A 24,358-nucleotide genomic window follows, 5' to 3' on the forward strand; every position below is an offset into this window, starting at 1 on the left:
CACCCCCGAGGCACACCCCGAGCAAGGAGTTCCGCCATGCCGCTGGTCCGCATCGATCTCGTCAAGGGCCGCACCGACGCCCAGGTCCGTGCCGTGGCCCGGCCCCGGCGCCCCGCCGGCGGGGGCGGGGGGGGGGCGGCCAGTCGCGGTGGTGTGCGCGGCGCACGGAACGACTCTGCCCGCCGCCGCGATCGCCTTCCCGCACACCCACCCCAGTATCATCAACATCACCCTCGGCATGCGGACTCCGGAACAGGTCAGACAAAACGTGGCACTCCATGATCAGCGCGTCCCGGACGGCCTCTGGGACGATCTCCGCGCTCAGGGGCTGATCAGGTCGGACGTGCTGACGGGGCACGGTGGGAGGGAAACGCGGTGTCTCTGACGGACAAGGCCATCGAACAGATCCGTGAGCTGATCCGGACCGGCGCGCTGCCCCCGGGCTCGAAGCTCCCACCGGAACAGGACCTGGCCGCGCAGCTGGGACTGTCCCGCAATCTGGCCCGCGAAGCGGTCAAGGCGCTGGCTGTCGCGCGGGTCCTGGAGGTCCGGCGGGGCGACGGCACGTATGTCACCAGCCTCCAGCCGAGCCTGCTCCTGGAAGGGCTCGGCGGTGCGGTGGAGCTGCTGCAGGGCGACTCGGTCGCCCTGCAGGACCTCATGGAGGTACGGCGACTCCTCGAACCGGTCGCCACGGCGCTGGCCGCCACCCGGATCTCCGAAGCCCAACTGGCCGAAGTGAAGCGGCACTTGGACGCCATGCGCGAAGCCCGCGAGGACGTCGAACGCCTCAACGCCCACGACGCGGCCTTCCACCGCGCCGTCATCTCGGCCACGGGCAACGAGACCCTCCTCACCCTCCTCGAAGGAATCTCCGGCCGTACCCTGCGCGCCCGCATCTGGCGCGGTCTGGTCGACACCCAGGCCGCGGGCCGCACTCTCGCCGAACACGAGGCGATCTTCAACGCCCTGTCCACCCGCGACGCCACCCTCAGCCAGGCCGCCGCACTGCTGCACGTCAGCAACACCGAGCAGTGGCTGCGGGAGTATCTGCGCTCAGGCGAGGCCCTCCCTTTCGGGACGGCGACGCGGACTTGAGGCACTGACTCGCCCCCGACCACCCGGGAGCGGGGGTCATCCGGCGGTCGGAGTGGTCCACTTCTGGTTGGAGCCGCCGTTGCAGTCCCACAGGTGGAGCTGCGCGCCGTCGGCCGTGGAGGAGCCGGGAACGTCGAGGCAGCGGCCTGAGGCGGGGTTGCGGTAGCCGCCGTTGTAGGGCTGCCAGACCTGGTTGGCGCCGCCGTGGCAGGACCAGAGCTGCACCTTGGTGCCGTTGGCGGTGCCCCAGCCGGACGCGTCCAGGCACTTGCCCATCGAGCGCAGCGTGCCGTCGGTGTAGGCGGACCAGAACTGATTGGCCCCGTCGCCGCAGCTCCACGTCTGGACGGCGGTCCCGTCGGCGGTGCCGGCGCCGTTGACGTCCAGGCACTTGCCGGCGATGCCGGACTGCACGCGTTCGGGGGCGGGGGCGGGGTTGCGCAGCCACCCCGCGCTGTCCGCGGCCTGGATGCCGCGGTGGAAGGCGGTGGCCATCTTCTGGTAGCCCGAGTCGTTGGGATGCAGGGTGTCGGCCAGGTCGGCCGTGGTCAGGCTGCTCATGTCCACGTATGCGACATGCTTGCCCGAGGCCTGTGCGTCGTTCACGATCTGGGGGATCGCCTGGTTGTAGGCGGCCCTGTACTGCTCTTCCGAGCCGCTGGTGGACACGACGAGGGAGGCCACGAGGACGGTTGCGTCGGGGGCGGCGGCGGTGACCTGCTCGACCAGCGACCTGAGCCGGGCGGTGGCGGTGGAGACCTGGTAGCTCTCGTTGAGGTCGTTGGTACCGATGTGCAGCGTCACGACGTTGGGCCGGTAGCGGGTCAGCACGGCGTCGGTGAGTGCGGCGATCTGGTGGATCTTGTAACCGGAGTGGCCTTCGTTGTCGGGGTCGGACATCGAACCTCCCCGCAACGTGCCGACGAAGTCCAGCGGATGACCGTCGGCCGCGAGCTTGTCCCACAACGGGCCCCGGTAGCCGTTGCCCGTACTGCCTCCCACGCCCCAGGTGATCGAGTCGCCCAACGGCATGACTCGTAACGGCGTGTTGGGGGCGGCGGAGGCGGGGGCCACGCCTGCGGCAGTCGCCCCGAACACGGCAGCGGCAAGCGTGATCAGAGGGAGAACCCGAGGTCTTCTCATGCGGCGTCCTCTTCTGCGAGTGGTGGGGTGAATCAGCGCCGGTGCACCCGTATAGATACCACGTTCCCGGGTGGAACATCCTATGAATGTCCGTGAAATTAGGGGGCAGTTGCTTGATGGTGAGTCATCGCGCCCATTGACATCCCATGTATGGCCCTCGGTGCACGACTGTCCGCAGCGGGAGGCGTCAATACTTCCGGCTACAGGCTTGTGGTTAAGGCCTTAATCACTCAACGTACTGGCCGACGGCGGCCGGGCCGTCAGGTCGGACATGAGGGGACGCGGTGGAAGCGACGAGTTCACAGGGGCGGGCGCGGCCACGCACCGTACCTCCGGTCGTTGCGGCGCGATGGGCGCTGTGGACCTTTGTCATCGTCAACCTGGCGATCGTCGAGGTCTTGTTCCTCAACGCCGGGACCGGCCAGAACGGAGTGCTCACGGTCGCCAAGTTCTTCGGCCTGCACGCCGCCGTGCTGCTGCTGTTCCAGCTGCTGCTGGTGGCCCGGCTGCCGTGGCTCGACCGCCGTATAGGCATGGACCGGTTGACGGTGTGGCACCGGTGGGTCGGCTTCACCCTGTTGTGGACCCTCCTCACCCACGCCGTACTGGTGGTGCTGGGTTTCGCCAGGCTCGATGACGCGTCGATGCTGAAGACGTTCTTCGCGCTGGCCGGAGTGCCGGCCTCGCTGCTCGGGATGCTGGCAGCGGCGATAGTCGTCGTGGTCGCCTCGGTCTCCGCCCGAAAGGTGAGGCGGCGGCTGCGGTACGAGACCTGGCACGGCCTGCACCTGCTGCTGTACGTGGCGTTGGGGCTGGCGTTCGTCCACCAGTTGCAGGAGACCACGACCTTCACGTCCTCCGCGTTCGCGAAGATCTACTGGTGGGCCCTGTGGCTGTTCGCGTTCGGTGCCCTGGTCACGGGCCGGATCGTCGTGCCTCTGTGGCGCAACGCCTACCACCGGTTCCAAGTCACCGCGGTGGTACCGGAGTCGGACAACGTGGTGTCGGTACACGTCACCGGCCGCCGCCTCGACAGGCTGCCGGCCCGGGCCGGCCAGTTCTGCATCTGGCGGTTCCCCGGCCACAACCACTGGTGGCTGGCGAATCCGTTCTCGCTGTCGGCGGCACCCGACGGACGCACGCTGCGCCTCACCGCCAAGGCCGTCGGCAGCGCCAGTGCCGGCCTGCGGCAGATCCCGGTCGGCAGCCGTGCGTTCGTCGAGGGGCCGTACGGCGCGTTCACCTCATTGCATCGAACGCGTCCCGGCGCACTCCTGATCGCCGGAGGGGTGGGGATCACGCCGGTTCGGGCCCTGCTGGAGGAGGAGCCGGCCGGCGACGTCGTCGTGCTCTACCGGGTGCGCAGCGAGCACGATGCCGTACTCGTCGACGAGGTACGAGACCTGGTCGCGGACCGCGGTGGCGAGCTGCATCTGCTTACCGGCCGCACGGGGGAGGGGAGCACGCCGTTCGAGCCGGACAGTCTCCGTGCCCTGGTTCCCGACATAGCCGAACGCGACGTGTACGTATGCGGCCCGCCCCCGATGACCTCGGCCGTGCTCAGCGCCCTGAGCGGGCTGAAGGTGCCGCACCGGCAGGTGCACGCCGAGCGGTTCGGCCTGGCCTGAGCCCCGCCTGCGGCGGTGCAAGCCGGGGGACGTCCGCGGCGGCAGACGAATAGACATAAGGAGAGGCCGATGAGCGTTCTCGACGGCATCCTCGCGGGAGTGCGCGAGGACTTGGAAGTGCGAAAGCGTGCGACGCCGTTGGCCGAGCTGCGCTCCCGGGCGGCGGACGCGGCACCCGCGCTCGACCCGCTGCCCGGTTTCCGGGCGCCAGGGGTGTCCGTCATCGCCGAGGTGAAGCGCAAGAGCCCCAGCAAGGGGGCGCTGGCAGCCATCCCCGACCCCGCGTCCCTCGCGGCGCAGTACGCGGCCGGCGGTGCCGCCGCGATCAGCGTGCTCACCGAGAGCAGGCGTTTCGGTGGCTCTCTCGCCGATCTGGACGCCGTACGCGCCCGAGTCGACGTGCCCGTCCTGCGCAAGGACTTCATCGTCGACCCCTATCAACTGTGGGAGGCCCGCGCGCACGGCGCCGACCTTGCGCTTCTCATGGTCGTTTCGCTGGACGACGCCCAGCTCACCGACCTGATGGCACTGTGCAAGGAGTTGGGCCTCACGCCGCTCGTGGAGGCGCACACGGCCGACGAAGTGCGACGCGCTGTCGCGGCGGGAGCCGAGCTCCTGGGCATCAACGCGCGGGACCTGACAACGCTGGAGGTGGACCGCAAGGTGTTCGCCGAGCTCGCGCCGGCCATCCCGGAAGGCACGGTCAAGGTCGCGGAATCCGGAGTGACGGGCCCCGAGGACGTGGCGGAGTACCGCGGTTGGGGAGCCGACGTGGTGCTGGTCGGTGAGGCACTGGTCCGCTCCGGTGACCCTCGCACCGCTGTGCGCGAGTTCATCGAGGCGGCCGGGGCGTAACGGCCTACGGCCCTGGCACCAAATCCAACACGTTCCCCGAGGAGCCCCTCATGACCGCTGCCTTCCACGTACTGACCACCGGCTACGCCGATGAGCGGGTGGCCGGCACCGTCACCCTGCTCAAGGACGGCGACAAGGTCGTGATCGTCGATCCCGGCATGGTCGCGGACCGCCGGCTCATCCTGGACCCGCTCGCGCACCACGAGCTCAACCCGGAGGACGTGACCGACGTGATCTTCAGTCATCACCATCCGGACCACACGCTGAACGCGGCCCTGTTCCCCGAGGCCCGCTTCCACGACCACATGGCGATCTACCGGAACGACATCTGGGAGGACCGCGCTGCCGACGGATACCAGGTGTCTCCGTCGATCACGCTCATGACGACCCCCGGCCACACCGCCGAGGACGTCAGCACCCTGGTCACCTCCGACGAGGGCTTGGTGGTCCTGACTCACCTGTGGTGGACCGCCGAGGGACCGGCCGACGACCCCTTCGCGCCCGACCGCGAGCAGCTGCGGGCCGCCAGGGAGAAGGTCCTGGCTCTCGGCCCGGCGCTGATCGTGCCGGGCCACGGCGCACCGTTCGTGCCGTCGGCGTCGACGCCCGTCTAGCCTGCCGCATACCTTCGTCGCCCAGCGATGAACCATCGGCCGATTCCGTCCCGCCCTCCCGCTTCCCACACTGGTACCGGCCCCGGGGGGCAAAGGGGGAGGCGGGCACACATGAGAATCAGCCGGGCTCGGTTCCTGGCCATGGCTTCGGCGGCGGTCGGCACGCTCCTGATGCCGACGACGAGAGCGGCGGCGATGATCCGGATCGTCCATGGCGAACGGACACCACCGCCCCGCGGCCGGAGCCAGGGCAGATCGTCGACGAAGTCGCCGCAGGCTGACCGTTGAACGACCGAACGCGCCCCGACCACCGAGCGCTCGCCGCGATCGAGGCCGGCCTGCCGCAGATCTGGTGGATGCAGATCGACGAGCCGCTTCCCCGGCAGCGGCAGATCGCGCTCCAGCTCTCCCACAACGCCATCGCTGGGCAGGACGATCTGACGATCCTCAAAGAGCTGTACGACGAGCTGGAGTCGGTGGGGTGGCGCCAGTAAACCGGCCTGGACGACAAGGCGTTGGATCCGGCCGATCCGGGGAGGTCTTGACGATATTTGGTGGCTGCCGAACGGGAGCTGCCTCCTCTCGGCCAGCACGTCGTTCAGGGGTCGCCCTCGATCAGGTATGCCGGATCACGTCCGCTCGTGCGGAGAGGACATGTCCTCCAGGAACATGCGGACCCGCCTGTTCGGTTCACCTCCACTCGTGCGGTGTCGACGGCCATGGAATTCCCCACGTCAAGTGGGTCCGGCGTCAGGCAATTCCCCACTCTGGCGGTCACGTTTCCCATGGGGACGACGGTTCGCGCAAAGCGACGTACCAGCCCCCTGTCAGCCGTCTGCTGGCCACTTCAGGGACAGGGCATGCTCATATAGAGGGCGCGTTCGCCCGATGAGGGCGTGCCATCGTAGAGCGTTGTGTCCAGTCCGCAGAAGGTGAATCCCATCCGCTGGTAGGCGTGGATCGCCGGGGCATTGATGTTGGATACCTCCAGCCAGATGTGCCCGGCACCGCGCTCACGGGCGAACTCGACAGCGTGGCCCACCAGGGCACGGCCGACGCCCTGGCCCCGATGGGCCGGAGCGACCTCGATGTCCTCGATGGCCAGCCGCCGGTTCCACGGAACGTAGGAGACAGCAGCGAAGCCCGCCAGACCGTCAGGGCCGACGGCGACGAAGGTACGGCTGTTCGGATCCTCCTCGGCTGCAGGGTCGTCGTCGGCATCTTCCGCTGGGAAGACCTTGTGGATGGGCTGTTCCACCGGGATCTCCTGGAGAGAGAACCCGTCCTCAGTGACGACCACGCGGAAGATGGTGCGGGTAGTGAAGGATCCGTCGAGTGCCTCGATGGCCTGGGTGTCCTCAGGCCGGGCAGTGCGGAACTCGTAGTCCATGTCGTCATCGGTCGTCATGGCATGAACCTACGATCAGTTTGACCGGCATGGATCGAGTTTCGAGGCGGCCTGGTAACCGGGCTGTTGATCTCTGGCAGGGGCGTGCCGCATCGAGTCTTCCTGGGCTTGGTGGTCACCGCGGCCTGTCCCGGGGGCATCATGAACGGCCCCAGCTACCGCCCGAAGAACTCCACCGACAGCAACAGCAGGACCCCATCCAATTATGAAATCCGGTGGACGCCGTCGGGATACTGCCGTCATGGCCGTCACCCAGCAACTCGCCCGCGTCCCGGCGGAGTATCTCGCCGCCTGCCGCCAGTCAGCCGGAGCATCGACCGATGGAGACCCCGACTGGGATCCGCCGTCGGAGGACGTCCTGGACCTGGACTGGGCGCCGGACGTGTGGGAACGGGTCTGCGAGCTGGCAGGTCTCGACAACGCCCACCTGGCTGCTCTTCGGCAGGCCACCAAGGGGGACCCGGCGATCGATCTCGGCTTCCTCAACACGCACCCACATGCCATCGGTCCTTTCGGACCGCCTCCCACTGCCCTTTCCGCAGCTCAAGTAACCCGCGTCGCGGAACTGCTCGGTCAAATCGACTTTCCGGCCGTCCTGGCCCGCCTGCCCACCGAGGACACCGAGGCCGCTTCCTTGATCGGTCACGGAGCGGACAAGATCGTCGGCGGCCCGAGGAAGTACCTGCTGGGGCACTTCATTGCCCTACGCGAGTTCTACCTCGCCGCATCCCAACGACACCTTCTCCTCGTGCTCTGGTGGGACTGACCCAGGACTTCAAAGTCGGCTCACGACTTCAAGACCTGGAGAAATACAGGGCGCGGGTCATCTTGAACGAGTCATCCGGCTGACGATTCGAACCCGCTCCAGTGGGTCTCCAGTTCTCCGATCCGCGCCACCGTCGTTCCCCTCTTCTTCGGGCTTCCCCACACCGCCGCATCTGCGCGGACGGTCGCCGTCAGCGGATGTGTGTCCGGGTGGGTCGGGCAGTGTGGCCAGATCGCCGATGCACCTTCGGACCACAGTGTCTCCACCGCCCAGTCCTGGACCTGATCTGCCAGGTGCACGAGCAACTCTGCGGCGGTGCCATCCGGATGCGGAGTCAGGCCCTGGCCTGAACCGTCCGGGGCCCAGAGCGTGATCCCGGTCCCCTCCTCCCGGCGTATGTCTGGCCGCACCGCGCACTGTGCCCGGAGGTCCCGCAGGACTGTCTCCACAGCTTCGGCGAATTCCATGTTCACTGGGCTCCTGATCACCTCGGGGAGAACTGCCTCATAGTCTGCCCCTGAAGCCTGCAGATGATCTCCGGTGGCCAGGGCCGTTTCAGCGGCCGCCTCAACCTCGGCGCTGCTCACTGCCCAGGCGGTGTCTCCCCGATCGACAGATGGCCGTTCCAGGCACGCTCTGGGAGAGGGCCCTGGGGTTCTCGGGTTCAAGGTGCGACTGCCAGGACGATCTTCCCGGTGGTGCGGCCGGTTTCGCCCAACGTGTGTGCCTGAGCGGCCTGTTCGAGGGGGAACACTGCGTCGACGATCACCCGTAGGCGGCCGTCCTCGACCAGGGCGCTGATCTCGCGCAGCCCCTGCTGGTCGGGTTCGACGAGCATGAACACCGCTTGTACCCCCGCTTTCTCAGCCTGCCGGATGGGGAAGGTGTCGTCCGGCGGCAGCAGGGAGATGAGGATGCCGTCCCGGCGCAGGGTGCGCAGGGAGCGCGTCCAGTTGGGTCCGCCGATGCTGTCGAGGGCGACATCGACGTCGCGGACGGTGTCGGCGACGTTCTGGGTGCGGTAGTCGATGAGCTCGTCGGCGCCGAGCGTGCGCAGCAGGTCGTGCTTGGCGGCGCTGGCGGTGGCGATGACGTACGCGCCGCGGGCCTTGGCGATCTGCACGGCCAGGTGACCGACGCCGCCGGCCGCGGCGTGGACCAGCACGCGCTGCCCCGGCTGGACATGAGCGGTGTCGACCAGGGCCTGCCAAGCGGTGAGCGCGGCCAGCGGCATGGCGCCGGCCTGGATGGGGTCGAGGCCGCGTGGGCGCGGGGCGAAGTGGCGGGCCGGGGCCGTGACGTACTCGGCATAGGCGCCCGCCGGGTGCGGGAAGCGAGGCATCCCGAACACCTCGTCGCCGGGCTGGAAGATCGTCACACCGGCGCCGACGGCCTCGACGGCTCCGGCCACGTCGAAGCCGAGGGTGAAGGGAGGCGTCGCTCCGGTGGCGAACACGCCGCGCTCGCGGGTCTTCCAGTCGGCGGGGTTCACGCCCGCCGCGCGCACACGGACCAGGATCTCGCCCCGGCCCGGCTCCGGTCGCTCGGTCTCGACGATCTTGAGGACGTCGGGGGCTCCGGCCCTGTCCTGGGACACGGCGCGCATGGTCGAAGGGGCGGTGATGGGCTGGGGCATGAAGGCGGTCCTTCTCCGGGGGGCGTATCGGGTTCTCGTGCCGGTGGTCCCGGCACGGCCCAAGACTGGCTGGTCGGCAACGCCCCCGGTGGTGGCGTGATGGCCATGTACTGAAAGGATCTGGCCATGCACCGTGTTGGCGTTCTGGCCCTGGAGGGCGTCGTCCCCTTCGAGCTCGGCATCCCCGCCCGCATCTTCAACGCCGCCCGCGACCGGGACGGCAACCCCCTGTACTCCGTGGCCACCTGCAGCCTGGACGGCGGTCCCGTGCGCACCGAGGGCGACTACGGCCTCGCCGTCTCCCACGACGCCTCCCTGCTGGCCACCGTCGACACCATCGTCGTCCCGCCCTCTCACCGACTGGGACCGATCCGGGAAGAGGGTCGTCTGCCCGGCCCGCTGCGTCACGCCCTGGCCGCCATCCGCCCCGGAACGAGGATCGTCGCGATCTGTACCGGCACCTATGTCCTGGCCGCCGCCGGCCTGCTCGACGGCCGTCCCGCCACCACCCACTGGCGCGAAGCCGACCGGCTGCAGCGGATGTTCACCAGCACCCGCATCGACCCCGACGTCCTCTACGTCGATGACGGCGATGTCCTCACCTCCGCCGGAGTCGCCGCGGGCATCGACCTGTGTCTGCACCTCGTCCGCTGCGACCATGGCAGTCACATCGCCAACGAGGTCGCCCGCTCCTGCGTCGTACCGCCGTGGCGCGACGGCGGCCAGGCCCAGTACATCCAGCGCCCCGTCCCCGATCCGTCCACCGGCAGCACGGCCACCACCCGGGCATGGGCCATGCAGCACCTGGCCGAACCGCTCACCCTGGCCGGCCTCGCCGCCCACACCAACATGAGCGTCCGCACCTTCAGCCGCCGCTTCCGCGACGAAGTCGGCGCCACCCCCGGACAGTGGCTGACCCGCCAACGCGTCGACCTCGCACGCCACTTCCTGGAGACCACCGACTGGCCGATCGACCTGGTCGCCCACCGGGCCGGATTCGGCACAGGCGCCTCCTTGCGCCAACACCTCCACGCCACCATCGGTGTCAGCCCCCAGGCGTACCGCCGCACCTTCCGCCCCCAACAGGCAGCCGGCTGACGGGAGGTTCGCATGATCCAGCGATGCGTTTTCTGAGGCCCCGAGGTTCAGCTCCGCATCCAGATCAGCGGCGCAGCTGCCAGGCCCGCTTAGGGGCGGGTTCGTAGATGACCGACTGCCCCGGAACCCCGCGGCGACGTTCTCCAACGCGAACAGCTCGCCATCGTCGACCGCCAGGTCCCAGCGGAGCCTGGTGCCGACCCATTCGGCGGCATACCGGCAGCGGACGTCGGCGGCGGGCGGCAGCCAGTCGGCCGGGTCCTGGTCGGCCTTGCTGCGGTGGGAGCGTGCGGTGACGGCGACGAGCGAGACCTCGGCGCCCTGGTCGTTGGCGTACGCTTCGCGGCGCCGCGGGGGCCAGGCGGAGGCGCCGCTGGCCCAGGCTGGCGACGGCTTCGCTCAGGGGCAGGGTCTCGGCAGCGTGGTCGAACTCGTGGAGTCCGTCAGGCAGTGACGGTTCTTGATCGTTGCGGTGCGACGTCGTCGTGCGGTATGCGCAAGGGGGCGGACTGACGCCCGGGGACAGGCGAAGCGGGAGCAGGTGCACCCGGCGGCGGCCGACCGGTTCGCTCGTGGGGAGAAGACTGAAGCCGTCGCGCGCTTCGGGTGGCGGCCCGGCCGGTGCGGCACTGGCGGCGGGTGTGGGAGCAGCGTGGCGTGGAGGCGCTGCGCTCGGCAGGGCCGACGTCGGTGGAGCGGCTGAGAAGATGAGTTTCACCGCCAGTTCAACCTGAGTGACGGCCACCGACAAGGCCCGGGTCGACGGGCGGGGTCATCCATACTTTCTCCTGGCAGACGTTCAGCGGGAGGCGCTTACCGTGGGTATCGGTCAAGGGGACCAGCACGGCGATATCGCGCGGATCGGCGTGCGGTGGAAGAGCTTGCACCGCGCTTGTCTCGGGCGGCAGATAGCAGTTGCCCATCCGATCCCGAGCTTCGCTGTAGCGCAGGTTGACCCGTACTGAGCGTCCAGGGGCAAGCGTCCTCCGCGGGGCGGCGGCTGGTGTGGTCGGTGAGGCGATGGTGTCCTCTGCCTTGCCGTTGAAGATGCGGACCCAGGGATAGCCGTCGAAGGTGCACGTGTGGCGTGCGGTGTTAGTCGCGGTGAGCTGGGCCACAGCGAGATGGCTGGACGTCTTGTTCACGGGTTCGGCGAGGCGGGTGAGAGTCCACTTCACTTGCGCGGTGAGGCACTTCTTGAGGGCATTCTTTCCCCCCACCTGTGAGGTGGGGGATGCACCGCTGCTGCTGGTGGCGGCGTGCGGCTGACCGGATTCCTGGGTAGTGCAGGCGGTCATGGCCAGCATCATGCCGACCGTGACTGTTGCGCCGGCTATCGCATTCTTGTTCATTGCCTACGTCTCTCCGTCCGCTGAGTTCGGTGGTCTCGGCGGCGCTTTCGTGTCCGCGTGGTGGTGGGACTGCTCGCCGTGCGCGGCGCCATCGCCTCGATTCCGTCACCGGAGGTCCTCGTAGTTGGCGAAGACGGTGCGCGGGTTGGAAAGCCGGAGACAGGGCCTTTGCGTCTTCGGGTATGAGGATGATGCCGAGGGCTTCCCCGTTCCCCTAAGTGCTCTCCCCAGGCCCTGCTCTGTCTCGCCGGGCGCCGGGCCGACGTCCTCTTCGCGATGCTCTGCGACGGAACCTTCTACGAATCCCAACCCGTCAGATCAGGCTGAACTGCCGATGATGAGGATCTTTGAAACGGCTCTGGCCGCGATTGCGTGATGGCTACGGCCAAGTGCGGATCTGCTCGCGCAGCTGGACTGGCAGCACCGCTCTGGGGCCGTATCCGGCTGACGACGCTGGAAGGCCGATCAGCCGGGTTGGCTCAGACAGATGTCGCCCGTCCCCGTGGAGGAGTGCATGAGGTCCCCCACGGGGACATGGGCTGTGGCTTTCAGTAGCCGATGGTGAAGCGGCGCTGCACGAAGCGCGGCAGCTCCGCCTCATCGATCAAGGCGATGGCCGCGTCCTCCACCGAGATGCGGCTGCGGCCGTCAGCGTCCAGGACCGGCTGGTCGCCGCCGATCCGGAAGCGGCCAGTGCGCTCGCCGGGGCCGATCTCTTCCGCGGGGCTGAAGTAGGTCCACAGCCGGTTCGAGGTCCGCAGGACGGCCAGGGCGTCGCGGTGACCGCGGACCGCTGCGGCGTATTCGCGGGGCAGCCCGAGCTGGTCGAGGGCGGCGTGCAGCAGTTCGTCGGAGTCGGCGCGCACCACTCCTGGTTCGATTTCGAGGCTGCCGGCGCCTCCGATCACGATGAGCCGGGTCTGTGGGCGGCTCTCCAGAGCCTTCAGCAGGGCCCGCGCCGCCGTCGCATAGACGGTCGGGTCGGCGATCGAGCGCCGGACGGTGTCCGCGAAGTCCTTGGCGGCATTGCCCGGCTGGAATCCGCTGATCAGGACGTCGAGTCCGGGCAGGACGTCGGCGATGCTCTTCGGGTCCAGGACGTCGACGCTCGTCCAGGTGATGTTGTCCCGACGCTCCTCGCGCTGCGCCTGAACGGCGTCCCGGCTGAACGCCTTGACGTTGTGGCCGCGGTCGAGGGCCTCGGTGACGACCCGGCTGCCGATGGTGCCTGTGGCGCCGATGACTCCGATGTGCATGGTTCTCCCCTGTGCATGCAGAAGCGGGACGCCACTGAATGGTGACGCCGTGCAGAAACTATACGCCGTGAAGTTTCTGTACTGGGATAAGTAAGTCGACGCTGTAGAGTGCCTGTTGTGACAGTCACGGGAAGGCGCGAGCGGCTACGGGCCGAGACCACGGCCGAAATCAAGAAGGTGGCACTGGCGTTGATGGCCTCGGGCGGGCCGGATGCCATCACCCTGCGGGCCATCGCCCGCGAGATGGGCATGACCGCCAACGCCATCTACGGGTACTTCCCGACAAGGGACAACCTGGTCACCACGCTGATCAACGACGTGTACACCGCCTTGGCCGACACTGTGGACACGGCCTGGGAAGCCACGTCCTCCGCCGATCCCGCCGTCCGGATCGAGGCATGGGCCAACGCCTTCCGAGCCTGGGCCCTGGTCAACCCCCAGGGGTTCCGCCTCATCTACGGCGACCCCGTACCGGGCTACCAGGCCCCCGAGGGAGGCCCCGCCCCGGATGCCGCACGCCGGGTCTGCACCGGGCTCACCGCCCTCGCGGCAGCCGCCTGGCCCCACGCCCGACGCCTCTACCAGGACAGCGCCTTCGACTGGCCCGACTTTGACCCTGGGCTCCTCGGGAAGGTGCGTCCCGCCTTCCCCGACTTGCCGCCCGCAGCCGTCGCCCTAGCCCTGCGTATCTGGGGGCACCTGCATGGACTTGTGTCACTGGAGGTCTACGGTCACATGCGCACCCAGACCACCAGCCCGGAGAAGCTCTTCCGGGAGGAACTCGCCCAGCTCATGCAGACGCTGGGCATCCCGCGTCGGCGCTGAGCCTCCCAAGCGCCGACAGGCTCCGTTCGATGAAGGTCCTGGGGGAACAGTTCCCGCGGTCGCAGAAGTACTGGCGCACCCGCAGCGGTACCACGACCCGACGGGAGCCCAACGGCCGCTCATACAGGGTGCGTTGGTAGGTGCTGTGCACGCGTGTTGCCCACTTCCGGCAGCCCGGGCACCGGCCCGGCCGGCCGACGGCCACCGCCTCCACCACCAGGGCGAATCACAAAACTGCGGGCAGAGCCAATTTCAACGAGCCTTATCACCGAGGGCCTGCCGTGCTTCACCCCACAGCCGCTCGAACTCCTCCGCGGAGATCTCGGCCGCCTGTGGCTGGTCCTGCCAGCCCTCCATGGGACCTTCAGCGGGAACGCCGTACTGCCGTTCATGGCGGCCCGTCGCTGCGAGACCGCCGTGATCACGCAAGAGCAGAACCTCTTCCACAGAGGCTGCCGTCACCGGTCGCGAGTCCCGCCCCCGGACCTCAACTTGTGGCGCCGCCCAGCCCTTCTCATCGGCCTCGAAATACAGCCACAGGTCTGCTTGCAAGGAGTAATCGTCAAGACGTGTGGATCGTGTGTTCTAGGATCTTGGGATGAGTGACGAGCTTCTTCGCCTCACGGTCCTGGGCTGCGCAACGCCCTACCCGAGCGTGGACAATCCGTGCTCCGGCTATCTGGTGTCGAGCGGGGACACCCGTATCTGGGTGGACGCGGGCACCGGGACGCTCGGCCCACTCCAGCGGCATGTGCGGCTGGATGAGCTCGATGCGATCTGGATCTCGCATCTGCACGCCGATCACAGCGCGGACCTGCTCACCGCTTACTACGGCGCCCTGTACGCGGACATCAGCCTCGCAGCGCCGATCCCTCTCTTCGGCCCGCCTGGAATCGCCGACCGGCTGGCCGGCTTCCTCACCAACACTCCAGCCCGCAGCCCGATCGAATCCGCCTTCGCCGTTACCGAGTTGTACGACGGGCACCAGACGGCCGTTGGCTCGCTCCGGCTGACCAGCCGGGCGGTGTCGCACGGCATTCCGGCCTTCGCCGTACGCATTGATGCGGCAGGCAGGTCACTGGTGTACTCCGGAGACACGGCACCGTGCCCGGGCCTGACGGAGCTGGCCGAGGGATGCGACGTGCTGTTGTGCGAAGCCGAGAGCGCGCAGGCGCCGGTTGAGGGCGAGCAGGTGCACCACACGCCCGAGGACACGGGGGACACAGCCAGCACGGCTGGGGCGGGCCGACTGATCGTCACGCACGTCGGCCGCTTCCTCACACCGCAGCAAGCGGTGGCGCGCGCCTCGGCGCGGTTCGGCGGTCCCGTCGACTACGCCGCCCCCGACGCCACCTTCTCGATCGGCTAGGCCGCGGCTGCCTCGCAGCGTTCCCGGAGGCAACCGCGTTCGAAGTGGGCTCCGGCGCGGACGAGTGCAAACGAGGTGCGGTGCATTCACCGCCAGCCAACGGGCCTGAGCGGGGGCAGTGGGTAGCACCCAGGTGCAAGGATGCTGTCGTGTTGGATGCGATCAACGCGGTGGACTGGGGTGCCATACCGGGCCATCCCGACTGGTATGAACCGGCCCGTGCCGCCCGCGGTTTGCGCGCGCTGGCCGGTGCGGCGAACCTGGTGGAGGCGGCGGAGGCCGGCTCGCTGCTCGGCGGCGGAATCGTCCATGGCCACAGTGCCGCGGTGTTTCCGGCGGCTGCGGTCGCGACCCCTCTGCTCCTGGACATCGTTCAGCAGGGTCACCCGGCGGCGCGGGACACCGCGTTGGGGCTGGTCGATGAGGCCCTGTCGTCCTATCCCCACGCCGAGTACACGCGGGTGACAACCTCCTACGGCACAGCGGTCCCGATCTGCTGCGCCATCGCCCACCATCTGCGAGCCCGCACAACTCTCCTCGCTGGACTGGGCAAGCGGGGCAGGACGCTGCTTGCCGATGCGGCCGAGCACTGGCGCTTCGAGATCCGAGAGTGTGTCCCCGACGGCAATGACACGGCAGCCTTCGGGGCTCTGGCCGGCTGTTTCCCGGGCGGCGTGCACGCGGTGGAACTGCACCTCGGCGGTGAGATCACCGTGCTGGACGAGGTTGCCCTCGAATACCCGCCCGTGGACGGCTCTCTTGAAGCGTGCCTACGGGTGACGGGACGGCGTCCAGGCGAACTGCCGCCCGGCGCCGTCCTGTTCCCGGCAGAGTGCGGTGAACGCGTGCACTGACCGGCCTCTACAGTTCACGGGCCATGCGGTGCAGGGGCCGTCTACCGTCGTGGGGTGAGACGCCTCCAGCAGATGAGTGTGCATCCGAGGGTGACGCTCTCGGAACGGTGCAGGCACGACCTTCACCGGCACCCTCAACGGCATGACCCGTGCCGCCGGTTCGGGCCTGCGCTCAGCACTCGGCGGCATCACCATGCGCTCGGGGCCCGTTCGGCATCGCAATGGCAGGTGTCGCTGTCGGCCTGGGACTGCTCGCCGCCCGCCAGCAGCGCGCGGCCCGGGCCGAGGCCGAACACCAGCAGCGCATCTCCTCGCTCACCTCAGCGTTGCGCGAATCCGGCGGGCAGATCGACAGCAACGTGCGCCAGCAGGCAGCCCAGGCCCTGCTGGACACCAAGACCAGCCAGGGCCAGCCGCTCTGTGCGGGGTCAGTGCCCTTGGCAGCAGGAACCACCGTGTGTCCGGCCCGCGCCCAGTGCGCCCATGCGCTGCGCCGCCTCGGCTCGGGCCCGTCCCGTCTCCGATGCCGCGTCGTGGACCACCCGTCCGGAGACCAGCGTGTACTGGACCTGGGTGCCCCGGATGTCCTTCACCGGCACCTTGATGATGTCCCGGTCGAGGACGATCAGATCCGCCCGTTTGCCCGACTGAACGGTTCCCGAGCCCCCGTCGTGCAACTGGTATGACGCGCCCGCTGTGTGCATGACCAGCGACTGGGACAGGGTCAGCCCCTCGCGGGCGTTGAGCGGCGGCTGGTTCTCCCCAGGGTTGCTGCGGTCGATCGCGGTGGCGATCTGGGTGAAGGGAGCCAGCGGGTCGACCGGCCAGTCCGAGCCACCGGCCAGCAGGGCCCCCGCCTTGGCCAGGCTGCGAGCCGCGTACAGGCGCTCATATCGCTCCGGCCCGATGAAGGGGCGCAGCGCGTCGTTCGTGAACGAGGAGGGCATCGCCCACTGCAACTGCATGCTGGCCACCACTCCGGCGCGGGCGAAGCGCCGGTAGTCGTCGGGGTGCACCAGCTGGAGATGGGTGATGGTGTGCCGTCGGCTGTGGCGACCGGGGCGGGCGACGGCCTCGTAGGCGTTCAGGGCCGTGCGTACGGCACGGTCGCCGATGGCGTGGGCGTGCATCTGCCAGCCGTCCGCGTCCAGCGCGGCGACGAGGGCCCGGTAGTCGCGGTCGCTGACGTGGAGGGGACCACGGTGGTCGGTCGGCCTGCCCTGGGCGTCCAGGTACGGGTCCAGCAGCGCGGCGCTCTGCGCCGGGAACTCCATCACCCCGTCGAGGAACACCTTGACCGTGGTCAGCCGCAGCCCGGCCGGTCCGGCGAACCGCTTGCGCACGCCGCGCAGGAACTCGGCCGCCTCCTTGGGCTTCTTGGCGAGTTCCGCGTCGATCAGCAGCGCGGGGGTGATGCGCTGCGGCAGCACGCCCTTGGCCATGAGCTCGGCGTAGGTCTTGACGGATTCCTCGCCGCTGGCGGCGTCGAGGAAGGACGTGATGCCGGCGGCCAGCAGCGTGCCGGCCATCTTGATCTGGGCGGCCTCGATCCGCTCAGGGCTCGGCGGCGGGATCACCCGGGTGACGAGCCCTTGGGCGTCGTCCTTGAGCAGGCCGGTCGGTTCGCCGGAGCCGTCGCGGACGATCTGTCCGCCCGCCGGATCGGGGGTGGTGCGGTCGACTCGCGCCAGGGCCAACGCCCTGCTGTTCGCGAGGCTGTTGTGGAAGTCCGAACCCTGGAGGAAGATCGGGCGCCTGGTGTTCAGCGAGTCGAGCAGCTTCTTGTCGGCCACGGTGCCCGCGGGCAGCAGGCCGACCGGGTTCCAGTCGGTCACCTGGAGCCAGCCGTCCGGTTCCTGTGCCGCCGTCGCGTCCAGCATCCCCTGGATCTGGGCGTGGAACTGCGCAACCGTCATGGTCGCATTGCCCAGCGACGGGTTCAGGGACTGCGCGGCCGCGCCGAGCGGGTGCATGTGCCCGTCCTGGAGGCCCGGCATGATGGTGCCGCCTTCGGCGTCGATGACGACGGTACGGGGGCCGATGCGCCGGCGTATGTCGGCGTCGCACCCGACCTCCAGGATCCTTCCGTCGCTGCCTACGGCCACCGCCTGCGCTCGTGCGCTGCCGTGGGTCGCGGTGAACACGCTTCCGTTCAGGATCACGGTGGACACCCGCACCGGATGTCGGCCGGTCGCGGCCTGTGCGGCTGTACCGGCGGCAGCCACCGAGAGGGCGCCCGCCCCGGCCGCGGCCAGGAACGTCCGCCGGTGAAGGGGTCCGCCCGCGGGTGCGGCGGAGGTGCCGTCGAAGACATCTGGCATCTGATTAACTCCTCACCCGGCGGCCGGCCCCGGCCGCCGTCGCCGGGCACGCTGATTGATTAAGTTCGTAACCACAAGCCGTCACAGGGCTGTCGGGGAACATGGGGTACACATGACGAGCTCGCGTGTCTGGCGGCGTCCCACGCTGGATGCCGTGGCCGCACGTGCCGGGGTGTCCACGGCCACGGTGTCGAATGCGCTCAACGGCACCGGACGACTGTCCGAGACGACCAGGCAGCGTGTGCTGGCCGCGGCACGCGAACTCGGTTACGCGCCCGCCAGCACGGCCCGTGCACTGGCCCGCGGCGGCACCGGAGTGCTCGGCCTGACCATGACGACGTACGGCGACCTTCCCGTCCCGTACACCGAGATCCCGTACTACGCACAGCTGGCGCTGGGCGCCATTGCGGCGGCGCACAAGCGCGGCTATCTGCTCCAGGTGATGCCGAGTTCGATGTCACCGTGGATGTGGCTCAACACGCCGATGGACGGCGTCATCCACGTCGATCCGCGCACGGAGGACCCTGTGCGTTCCATCCTGCGGGAGCGCGGCATACCGATGGTCAGCGAGGGCCGGCCGCCCCAGCCGCACTGGCGCGACACGTGGGTGGACACCGACTACGAAGCCGGCCTTCGCCTGCTCCTCGGCCACCTCGCGGAGTCCGGCGCCCGCCGGATCGGGCTCTCGCTGCCCCTGCACGACGACGCGTACCCGCGCCTGATCGCGCAGACTTACCGGGCCTGGTGCGACGAACACGGCATGCCCGCCCTCGTGGAGGAGTACGCCCCGCTGCCCGACCCCTTCACGGCCGAACAGGACGCGGTCGGCCGGCTGCTCGACCACGACCCAAGACCGGACGCCGTCGTCGGCGTCTACTCCGACTCCGGTCACAACATCCTGGCCGCCGCTCGCCACCACCGGCTCCGGGTACCGCAGGACCTGCTGGTGGCGTGTATCAGCGAGGATCCGGACTACGCGGCGACCACCCCGCCCGTCACCACGCTCAGCCTGCGTCCGAACCAGGTGGGCGAGGAAGCGGTCGACCTGCTGATCGCCGTCATCAACGCCCGCAGCGGCGTGGACCGGCACCGGCTCGTGCAACCGGTGCTGCACCCTCGACGATCCACACGACGGGCGGCGCGAAGGAGCCGCGGCACACCGTGACCGCCCGGCCTGAGCCTCCCGCCGCGGGGACCGCGCCGTCAGGCGGCACGGCACCCGGCCGGTGTCGTCACAGCGCGAGGATCTGCCAGTCCTGGTTGGAGCCGCCGGTGGCCGGCCACTGGATGACCGCGGCGCCATCGGCGGTGGCGGCGTCCTTGACGTCGGCGCACCACCCGTTGCGGACGTTGACGAGCTGGTAGTAGCCGCTGGTCCGGGAGGGGATCAGCTTCCACGACTGGTTGTCGCCGCCGTCGTCGCTCCACTGGTTCAGTCCGTCGCCCTGGGCGGAGCCGCCCGGACTCTGCAGGACCCTGCCGCTGCGGACGTTGGACAGCCGGTAGGAGCCGTCGGTGTTGGGCAGCAGCTTCCACTGCTGGTTGGTACCGCCGCCCCACGGCCACTGGATGACGGCGCCCCCGTCGGCGGTCGAGGCGTCGCTGACGTCCAGTACCTTGCCGCTCCTGCGGTTCACCAGCCGGACGGTGGCTACGTCCGCGCCGAAGGGCCGGTCGTAGACCTCTAGGCTGCGGATCGATGCCCAGACACCCGAGGGCAGCCCGGTGACTGTCACCCGCACATACCGCGCCTGAGCGCGGAAGACGGAGACCTGCACCTGACTGGTGGCGGTGGTGGCGGTCAGGTCGGCCAGGGTGGTCCAGTTGGCGTCGTCGGTGGAACCCTCGATCCGGTAGCGGTAGTTCGTGGCCGGGGACTCCCAGGCGATACGGGTTCCGGTCAGCGACCTCGCCGCCCCCAGGTCCACCTTCAGCCACTGCCCCGTGTCGCCGTTGCTCGCGCACCAGCGGGTGGCGGTGGAGCCGTCGACGGCCTTGGCGGCGGTGTTGCCGTGGGAGGTCTCCTCGCTGCTGGCCGTGGCCGTCCTGCCTGCGGCGATGTCGGCCGGCTGCACGGAGCGGTCCAGCGTGACGCCGACGACGCTGTCCTCGGGGATGCGGGTGCGGTTGATCCCGGTGATCGTCACCTTCCCGTCCGAGCCGACGGTGTACGACAGGTCGGTACCCGTGGCGACCTCGAAGACGCGGGTGACCTTGGCGTCCCCGGTGGACGGGGTGGTGAAGGAGGTACCGCTGTAGCCGGGCAGCAGGTGGACGTAGAAGGTGTTGTCCTGCTGCGTGAAGCCGTACTGGCCGTCCACCGGCTCCCACGGCCCGCCGCGCGTGCCGTAGACGGCCTGGCCGCAGGTGGACAGGAAGGAGCCGACCTTGCGCACGGCTGCCGCCTGGTCGGCGGGGACCACGCCGGTGCGGTCGGGGCCGACGTTGAGGAGCACGGTCATGTTCCGCACCCAGGCGTTGACCAGGACGTTCATGATGCCGCCGAAGCTCATCACGGGCGCGCCCGCCTTGTAGCCCCAGGCGCCGCCGATGGTGAAGCACTTCTCCGCCAGCCTGCCGGTGCGCATCGGCCCGGTCGGCACGGAACCGCCCTCCTCGCTGGTGAAATCGCCGATCCAGCCGGAGCGCAGGGTGGTGACGATGTCGGGCTGGTGCTTGCGCGCCAGGCCGGTCAGCCCGAGCGGCTTGCCGGTGGCGGCGTCGGTCTCGCTGTAGGCGGAGTCAACCGGCCACTCGTTGGCGGGGTCGCGGAACTTGCCGGGCTCCCAGAAGAAGGCGGCGTCCGCGTCGGTGCCCTGCTGGCCGATCCAGCCGCCGTCCCACCACAGGTCGTCGATCTTGCCGTACTGGGTGACCAGTTCCTTGACCTGCTGGTACACCTCGTTCTTCATGATCCGCGCGTTCTCCTTGTGCGCGGGATCGGTGACGTAACCCCAGGCGTTGGGCAGGCAGTTGGTGCCGCGGACGTCGTAGTAGCCGGGGTAGCGCCAGCTCAACGGCGAGTAGTACAGACCCACCCGCAACCCGGCGTCGCGCACGGCGGTGACGTACTGGCCGATGAAGTCGCGCTTCAGGGGCGCCTGTCCGCTGTGCCAGGCGTTCGGGTGCGTGGACGGCCACAGCGCGAACCCGTCGTGGTGACGGGCCGTGAGCACCGTGTATTTGGCGCCCATGTCCTTGGCCAGCTGCGCCCAGTCGGCGGGGTTGTACGCGGCGGCGGTGAACTGCTCGCCGTTGGTGTCGGTGACGTACTTGCGGTAGTTCTCCGGGGTGACGGCGGCGTTCTCCATGTACCACTCGCCCCTGGCCGGGCCGGAGTAGACCCCCCAGTGGATGAACATGCCGAGCTTGGCGTCCTGCAGCCACTTGATCTTCTCGTCGGACTGCTGCTCGATGTCCAGGTCCGGCTTGGGGATCCGCAGTGGGAGGAGCGGCAGCGGCTGTGGGGAGGCGGCGGCGTGGGCGGGGGTCGCCAGCGTCGGCGAGACGGCTGCGGCAACCGTCATCGCGGCCATGCCGGTCAGTACTCTGCGGCGACTGATCGGTTCGGGCAAGGTTCTCTCCTGACTGTTCGCAGAACCGCACGGAAGGTGTGCTGTTTCAGGCTCAAAGCAAGCGGGTCGTGGGGTGTCCCGGTGATGAACCCCATGCCGCGACGCAACTGGAACATTGGATGTATTAGCGGGTACGGAGCGGACTGTTGTCCAGAGACCTGACGCAAATACCCAATGCAGCAGGACTTTCGCCCCTACGCCCGCCGGACTGGTGAGTCTTGACATGGGATGTATTTACCGTGCGGTAGCTATTGACGAGGACATGCCTGGTACCTACTGTCCTGCGACGGATCCGAACAGATTTAAACAAAGAGAAGCCTGTGACTCGGAGCGGAGTACCGATGCTCAGACGTGCCTTCCCCCCTCTTCTCGCCCTCGTCCTGGGCGTGTTCACGCTGCTCGCCTCCGGCGCGCCGGCCCAGGCGGCCCCGGTCGCCGTGACCAACGGGACGCAGTTCACCGACACCGCCGGTGCCGTCGTGCACGCCCATGGCGGCGGGGTGATCAAGGTGGGCGCGTACTACTACTGGTTCGGCGAGAACCGCAACGCCGACAACACGTTCAAGGCCGTCTCCGCCTACCGCTCCACCGACCTGAAGACCTGGGAGTTCAGACGCCACGTGCTGACCCAGGCCAGCGACCCCGAGCTGGCGGTCGCCAACATCGAGCGGCCGAAGGTCATTTACAACAGCACGACCGGCACGTTCGTGATGTGGATGCACAAGGAGAACGGCAAGGACTACAACGAGTCCCGTTCCGCGGTCGCCGTCTCCGACACCGTCGACGGCGACTACGCCTGGCGGGGCAGCTTCCGGCCCTCGTCCGGTACGACGTCCCGGGACATGACGCTGTTCAAGGACGAGGACGGAACCGCGTACCAGGTCACGTCCGCGGCGGGCAACGCCGATCTGCACATCTACAAGCTCAACGCCGACTACACGGGCTACGACAGCCTGGTCGCCAACCCCTGGCCGAACAACTACCGCGAGTCACCCGCGCTGTTCAAGCGCGACGGCGTCTACTTCATGCTCACGTCCGGCACCAGCGGCTGGAACCCCAACCAGCAGCGGTACGCCACCGCCACCAGTCTGGCCGGACCGTGGACCGCCATGGCCGAGATCGGTGACGCCACCGCCTACGGCTCCCAGACGGCGTTCGTGCTGCCCGTGCAGGGAACCTCGGGCACCTCCTACCTCTACATGGGCGACCGCTGGGGCAACTCCATGGGCGGCACGGTCAACGACTCGCAGTACGTGTGGCTGCCGCTGACCTTCCCGACCCGGACCACCATGAACCTGCCGTGGTACCCGCAGGTCGCCGTCGACACGGCCGCCGGCACGGTCACCGGAGTGGGCGGCGGCCCGTACTACCGCCTGGTTGCCCGGCACAGCGGCAAGTGCCTCGACATCACCGACAACTCGGCCGCCGACAGCGCGATCGCGCTGCAGTACACCTGCAACGGAGGCCTCAACCAGCAGTGGCGCCTCCAGGACGCCGGCGACGGCTATGTCCGGGTGCTCGCCCAGCACAGCGGCAAGTGCCTCGACGTCGCGGGAGGCTCCACCGCCGACCGCGCGTTCGTGAGCCAGTACCACTGCACGACGGGCACCAACCAGCAGTGGCGGTTCGATGACCAGGGCGGCGGCTACTACCGCCTGGTGGCCCGGCACAGCGGCAAGTGCCTCGACGTCGCCGACGCCTCGACGGCGGGCGGGGCCCGCCTCATCCAGTGGCCCTGCGGTACCGGCGCCAACCAGCAGTTCCAGCGTCCCGCGGTGTGAGACGGGCGGCAACGCCGACCGACGATCTCCAACAGCAGCGCGCCCCGACCCTTCCCGGGGCGCGTCCCCCCACTGCGGCCGGGCGGCCGCGCGTCAGTGAAGGAGAAGCGGATGACGGGCATGCGTACGGCATGCAGGGTGCCGTGGTGGCGTCGCGGCAGGCGAACGGCCGTGCTCGCCGCGGTGACCGCCTTGATGGCAACGCTTCTGTCGGGGTTGGGTGCCGTCGGGACGGCGCAGGCGGCCAGTGTGGACACGAGTGCGTGGTATGTGCTGGTCAACCGGGAGAGTGGCAAGGCTCTGGATGTGGCGGGCGTCAGCACCGCCGACGGTGCGAGCCTCACGCAGTGGACCCGCACCGACAACGCCAACCAGCGGTTCCAGTTCGTCGATTCGGGCGGCGGCTACTACCGGCTGAAGGCGCAGCACTCGGGCAAAGTCCTGGACGTGGCGAACAACTCCATGGCCGACCACGCGGACATCGTGCAGTGGGGTGACGCCAACAGCGCCAACCAGCAGTTCCGGCTGGCTGATTCGTCGGACGGTTATGTCCGGCTGATCGCCCGCAGCAGCGGCAAGGCCGTGGAGGTGGACAACGCGTCGACCGCGGACGGTGCCAAGGTCGTGCAGTTCACCGACTGGGGCGGGGCCAACCAGCAGTGGCAACTGGTCCGCGCCGGCAGCGGCGGCGGTGGCGGCTCACTGCCGTCGACGTTCCGGTGGTCCTCCAGCGGCGGGGGGGGGGGGCCCGGGAAGCCCGCCGGCCGCCCCCACACCCC

Annotated in this window: 24 protein-coding genes; 14 read left to right on the top strand and 10 right to left on the bottom strand. The window is 69.1% G+C overall.

Annotated features, from left to right (window positions below; genetic code table 11):
- Positions 1 to 375: 375 nt before the first annotated feature.
- A complete protein-coding gene (locus tag ACFWYS_RS35735) occupies positions 376 to 1,098 on the top strand; it encodes a FadR/GntR family transcriptional regulator (RefSeq protein WP_384778075.1) in 723 nt (240 codons plus the stop codon).
- Between the two features lie 36 nt (positions 1,099 to 1,134).
- Here the strand turns inward: ACFWYS_RS35735 and ACFWYS_RS35740 are convergent, their stop codons facing one another.
- Positions 1,135 to 2,241 carry a ricin-type beta-trefoil lectin domain protein gene (locus tag ACFWYS_RS35740; RefSeq protein ID WP_384778077.1) on the bottom strand — a complete coding sequence of 369 codons (1,107 nt, stop codon included), beginning with the start codon at positions 2,239 to 2,241 and terminating at the stop codon, positions 1,135 to 1,137.
- Positions 2,242 to 2,525: 284 nt separating this feature from the next.
- Here ACFWYS_RS35740 and ACFWYS_RS35745 point away from each other — a divergent pair, with 284 nt between their 5' ends.
- The 4 genes from ACFWYS_RS35745 to ACFWYS_RS35760 all read left to right on the top strand — a co-directional run bounded on the left by ACFWYS_RS35745 (position 2,526) and on the right by ACFWYS_RS35760 (position 5,832).
- Positions 2,526 to 3,869, top strand: coding sequence for a ferric reductase-like transmembrane domain-containing protein (locus ACFWYS_RS35745; RefSeq protein WP_384778080.1), 1,344 nt, complete (start codon positions 2,526 to 2,528; stop codon positions 3,867 to 3,869).
- Between the two features lie 69 nt (positions 3,870 to 3,938).
- Positions 3,939 to 4,724, top strand: a complete 786-nt coding sequence (gene trpC, locus ACFWYS_RS35750) for an indole-3-glycerol phosphate synthase TrpC (protein WP_384778083.1) — start codon at positions 3,939 to 3,941, stop codon at positions 4,722 to 4,724.
- 50 nt (positions 4,725 to 4,774) lie between these two features.
- Positions 4,775 to 5,338, top strand: coding sequence for an MBL fold metallo-hydrolase (locus ACFWYS_RS35755; RefSeq protein WP_384778086.1), 564 nt, complete (start codon positions 4,775 to 4,777; stop codon positions 5,336 to 5,338).
- Between the two features lie 284 nt (positions 5,339 to 5,622).
- A complete protein-coding gene (locus ACFWYS_RS35760) occupies positions 5,623 to 5,832 on the top strand; it encodes a hypothetical protein (RefSeq protein WP_384778089.1) in 210 nt (69 codons plus the stop codon).
- 353 nt (positions 5,833 to 6,185) lie between these two features.
- On the opposite strand, the gene ACFWYS_RS35765 is transcribed toward ACFWYS_RS35760, so the two are convergent.
- Entirely contained in the window at positions 6,186 to 6,746 is a 561-nt protein-coding gene (locus ACFWYS_RS35765) for a GNAT family N-acetyltransferase (RefSeq protein ID WP_384778092.1), read from the bottom strand.
- A 241-nt stretch (positions 6,747 to 6,987) separates the two neighbouring features.
- Between ACFWYS_RS35765 and ACFWYS_RS35770 the strand changes: the two genes are divergently transcribed.
- On the top strand, positions 6,988 to 7,512 hold the full coding sequence (locus ACFWYS_RS35770) for a DUF1877 domain-containing protein (RefSeq protein ID WP_384778095.1): 525 nt from the start codon (positions 6,988 to 6,990) through the stop codon (positions 7,510 to 7,512).
- A gap of 71 nt (positions 7,513 to 7,583) precedes the next feature.
- Here ACFWYS_RS35770 and ACFWYS_RS35775 read toward each other — a convergent pair whose 3' ends face one another.
- Positions 7,584 to 8,099 (bottom strand): hypothetical protein, encoded by a 516-nt coding sequence (locus ACFWYS_RS35775; protein WP_384778098.1) that lies wholly within the window; start codon positions 8,097 to 8,099, stop codon positions 7,584 to 7,586.
- 77 nt (positions 8,100 to 8,176) lie between these two features.
- Entirely contained in the window at positions 8,177 to 9,148 is a 972-nt protein-coding gene (locus tag ACFWYS_RS35780; RefSeq protein WP_384778101.1) for an NADP-dependent oxidoreductase, read from the bottom strand.
- A 126-nt stretch (positions 9,149 to 9,274) separates the two neighbouring features.
- Between ACFWYS_RS35780 and ACFWYS_RS35785 the strand changes: the two genes are divergently transcribed.
- Together ACFWYS_RS35785 and ACFWYS_RS35790 are read left to right on the top strand one after the other, a co-directional pair.
- Positions 9,275 to 10,246, top strand: coding sequence for a GlxA family transcriptional regulator (locus ACFWYS_RS35785; protein ID WP_384778104.1), 972 nt, complete (start codon positions 9,275 to 9,277; stop codon positions 10,244 to 10,246).
- A gap of 193 nt (positions 10,247 to 10,439) precedes the next feature.
- Complete coding sequence (locus ACFWYS_RS35790) at positions 10,440 to 10,700, top strand: hypothetical protein (RefSeq protein ID WP_384778107.1); 261 nt, start codon at positions 10,440 to 10,442, stop codon at positions 10,698 to 10,700.
- 271 nt (positions 10,701 to 10,971) lie between these two features.
- Here ACFWYS_RS35790 and ACFWYS_RS35795 read toward each other — a convergent pair whose 3' ends face one another.
- Positions 10,972 to 11,598: a DUF4232 domain-containing protein gene (locus tag ACFWYS_RS35795; protein ID WP_384778110.1), complete on the bottom strand. Its 627-nt coding sequence runs from the start codon at positions 11,596 to 11,598 to the stop codon at positions 10,972 to 10,974.
- Between the two features lie 548 nt (positions 11,599 to 12,146).
- The gene (locus tag ACFWYS_RS35800) at positions 12,147 to 12,854 is read right to left on the bottom strand and encodes an NAD(P)-dependent oxidoreductase (protein WP_384778113.1); all 708 of its coding nucleotides are present in this window, start codon (positions 12,852 to 12,854) and stop codon (positions 12,147 to 12,149) included.
- Positions 12,855 to 12,971: 117 nt separating this feature from the next.
- Between ACFWYS_RS35800 and ACFWYS_RS35805 the strand changes: the two genes are divergently transcribed.
- Positions 12,972 to 13,679 (top strand): TetR/AcrR family transcriptional regulator, encoded by a 708-nt coding sequence (locus ACFWYS_RS35805; protein WP_384778116.1) that lies wholly within the window; start codon positions 12,972 to 12,974, stop codon positions 13,677 to 13,679.
- Here the strand turns inward: ACFWYS_RS35805 and ACFWYS_RS35810 are convergent.
- Together ACFWYS_RS35810 and ACFWYS_RS35815 are read right to left on the bottom strand one after the other, a co-directional pair.
- Positions 13,645 to 13,896, bottom strand: a complete 252-nt coding sequence (locus ACFWYS_RS35810; RefSeq protein WP_384778119.1) for a transposase family protein — start codon at positions 13,894 to 13,896, stop codon at positions 13,645 to 13,647. The two genes, ACFWYS_RS35805 and ACFWYS_RS35810, sit on opposite strands and share 35 nt — an antisense overlap.
- 35 nt (positions 13,897 to 13,931) lie before the next feature.
- Positions 13,932 to 14,231: a hypothetical protein gene (locus tag ACFWYS_RS35815; RefSeq protein WP_384778122.1), complete on the bottom strand. Its 300-nt coding sequence runs from the start codon at positions 14,229 to 14,231 to the stop codon at positions 13,932 to 13,934.
- Between the two features lie 46 nt (positions 14,232 to 14,277).
- On the opposite strand from ACFWYS_RS35815, the gene ACFWYS_RS35820 reads away from it, so the two are divergent.
- Positions 14,278 to 15,048: an MBL fold metallo-hydrolase gene (locus ACFWYS_RS35820; protein WP_384778125.1), complete on the top strand. Its 771-nt coding sequence runs from the start codon at positions 14,278 to 14,280 to the stop codon at positions 15,046 to 15,048.
- A gap of 149 nt (positions 15,049 to 15,197) precedes the next feature.
- Positions 15,198 to 15,902: a hypothetical protein gene (locus ACFWYS_RS35825; protein ID WP_384778128.1), complete on the top strand. Its 705-nt coding sequence runs from the start codon at positions 15,198 to 15,200 to the stop codon at positions 15,900 to 15,902.
- Between the two features lie 428 nt (positions 15,903 to 16,330).
- Here ACFWYS_RS35825 and ACFWYS_RS35830 read toward each other — a convergent pair whose 3' ends face one another.
- The gene (locus ACFWYS_RS35830) at positions 16,331 to 18,223 is read right to left on the bottom strand and encodes an amidohydrolase (RefSeq protein WP_384778131.1); all 1,893 of its coding nucleotides are present in this window, start codon (positions 18,221 to 18,223) and stop codon (positions 16,331 to 16,333) included.
- A 112-nt stretch (positions 18,224 to 18,335) separates the two neighbouring features.
- Here ACFWYS_RS35830 and ACFWYS_RS35835 point away from each other — a divergent pair, with 112 nt between their 5' ends.
- On the top strand, positions 18,336 to 19,388 hold the full coding sequence (locus tag ACFWYS_RS35835; RefSeq protein ID WP_384778134.1) for a LacI family DNA-binding transcriptional regulator: 1,053 nt from the start codon (positions 18,336 to 18,338) through the stop codon (positions 19,386 to 19,388).
- 67 nt (positions 19,389 to 19,455) lie between these two features.
- Here the strand turns inward: ACFWYS_RS35835 and ACFWYS_RS35840 are convergent, their stop codons facing one another.
- Positions 19,456 to 21,798 (bottom strand): alpha-L-fucosidase, encoded by a 2,343-nt coding sequence (locus tag ACFWYS_RS35840; protein WP_384778137.1) that lies wholly within the window; start codon positions 21,796 to 21,798, stop codon positions 19,456 to 19,458.
- A 341-nt stretch (positions 21,799 to 22,139) separates the two neighbouring features.
- Between ACFWYS_RS35840 and ACFWYS_RS35845 the strand changes: the two genes are divergently transcribed.
- The gene (locus tag ACFWYS_RS35845; RefSeq protein WP_384778140.1) at positions 22,140 to 23,579 is read left to right on the top strand and encodes an RICIN domain-containing protein; all 1,440 of its coding nucleotides are present in this window, start codon (positions 22,140 to 22,142) and stop codon (positions 23,577 to 23,579) included.
- Between the two features lie 195 nt (positions 23,580 to 23,774).
- A partial coding sequence (locus tag ACFWYS_RS35850; RefSeq protein WP_384778143.1) for an RICIN domain-containing protein occupies positions 23,775 to 24,358 on the top strand: 584 nt, incomplete at its 3' end.

Origin of the sequence: Streptomyces sp. NPDC059010, assembly GCF_042740355.1 — a bacterium.
Taxonomy (GTDB): domain Bacteria; phylum Actinomycetota; class Actinomycetes; order Streptomycetales; family Streptomycetaceae; genus Streptomyces.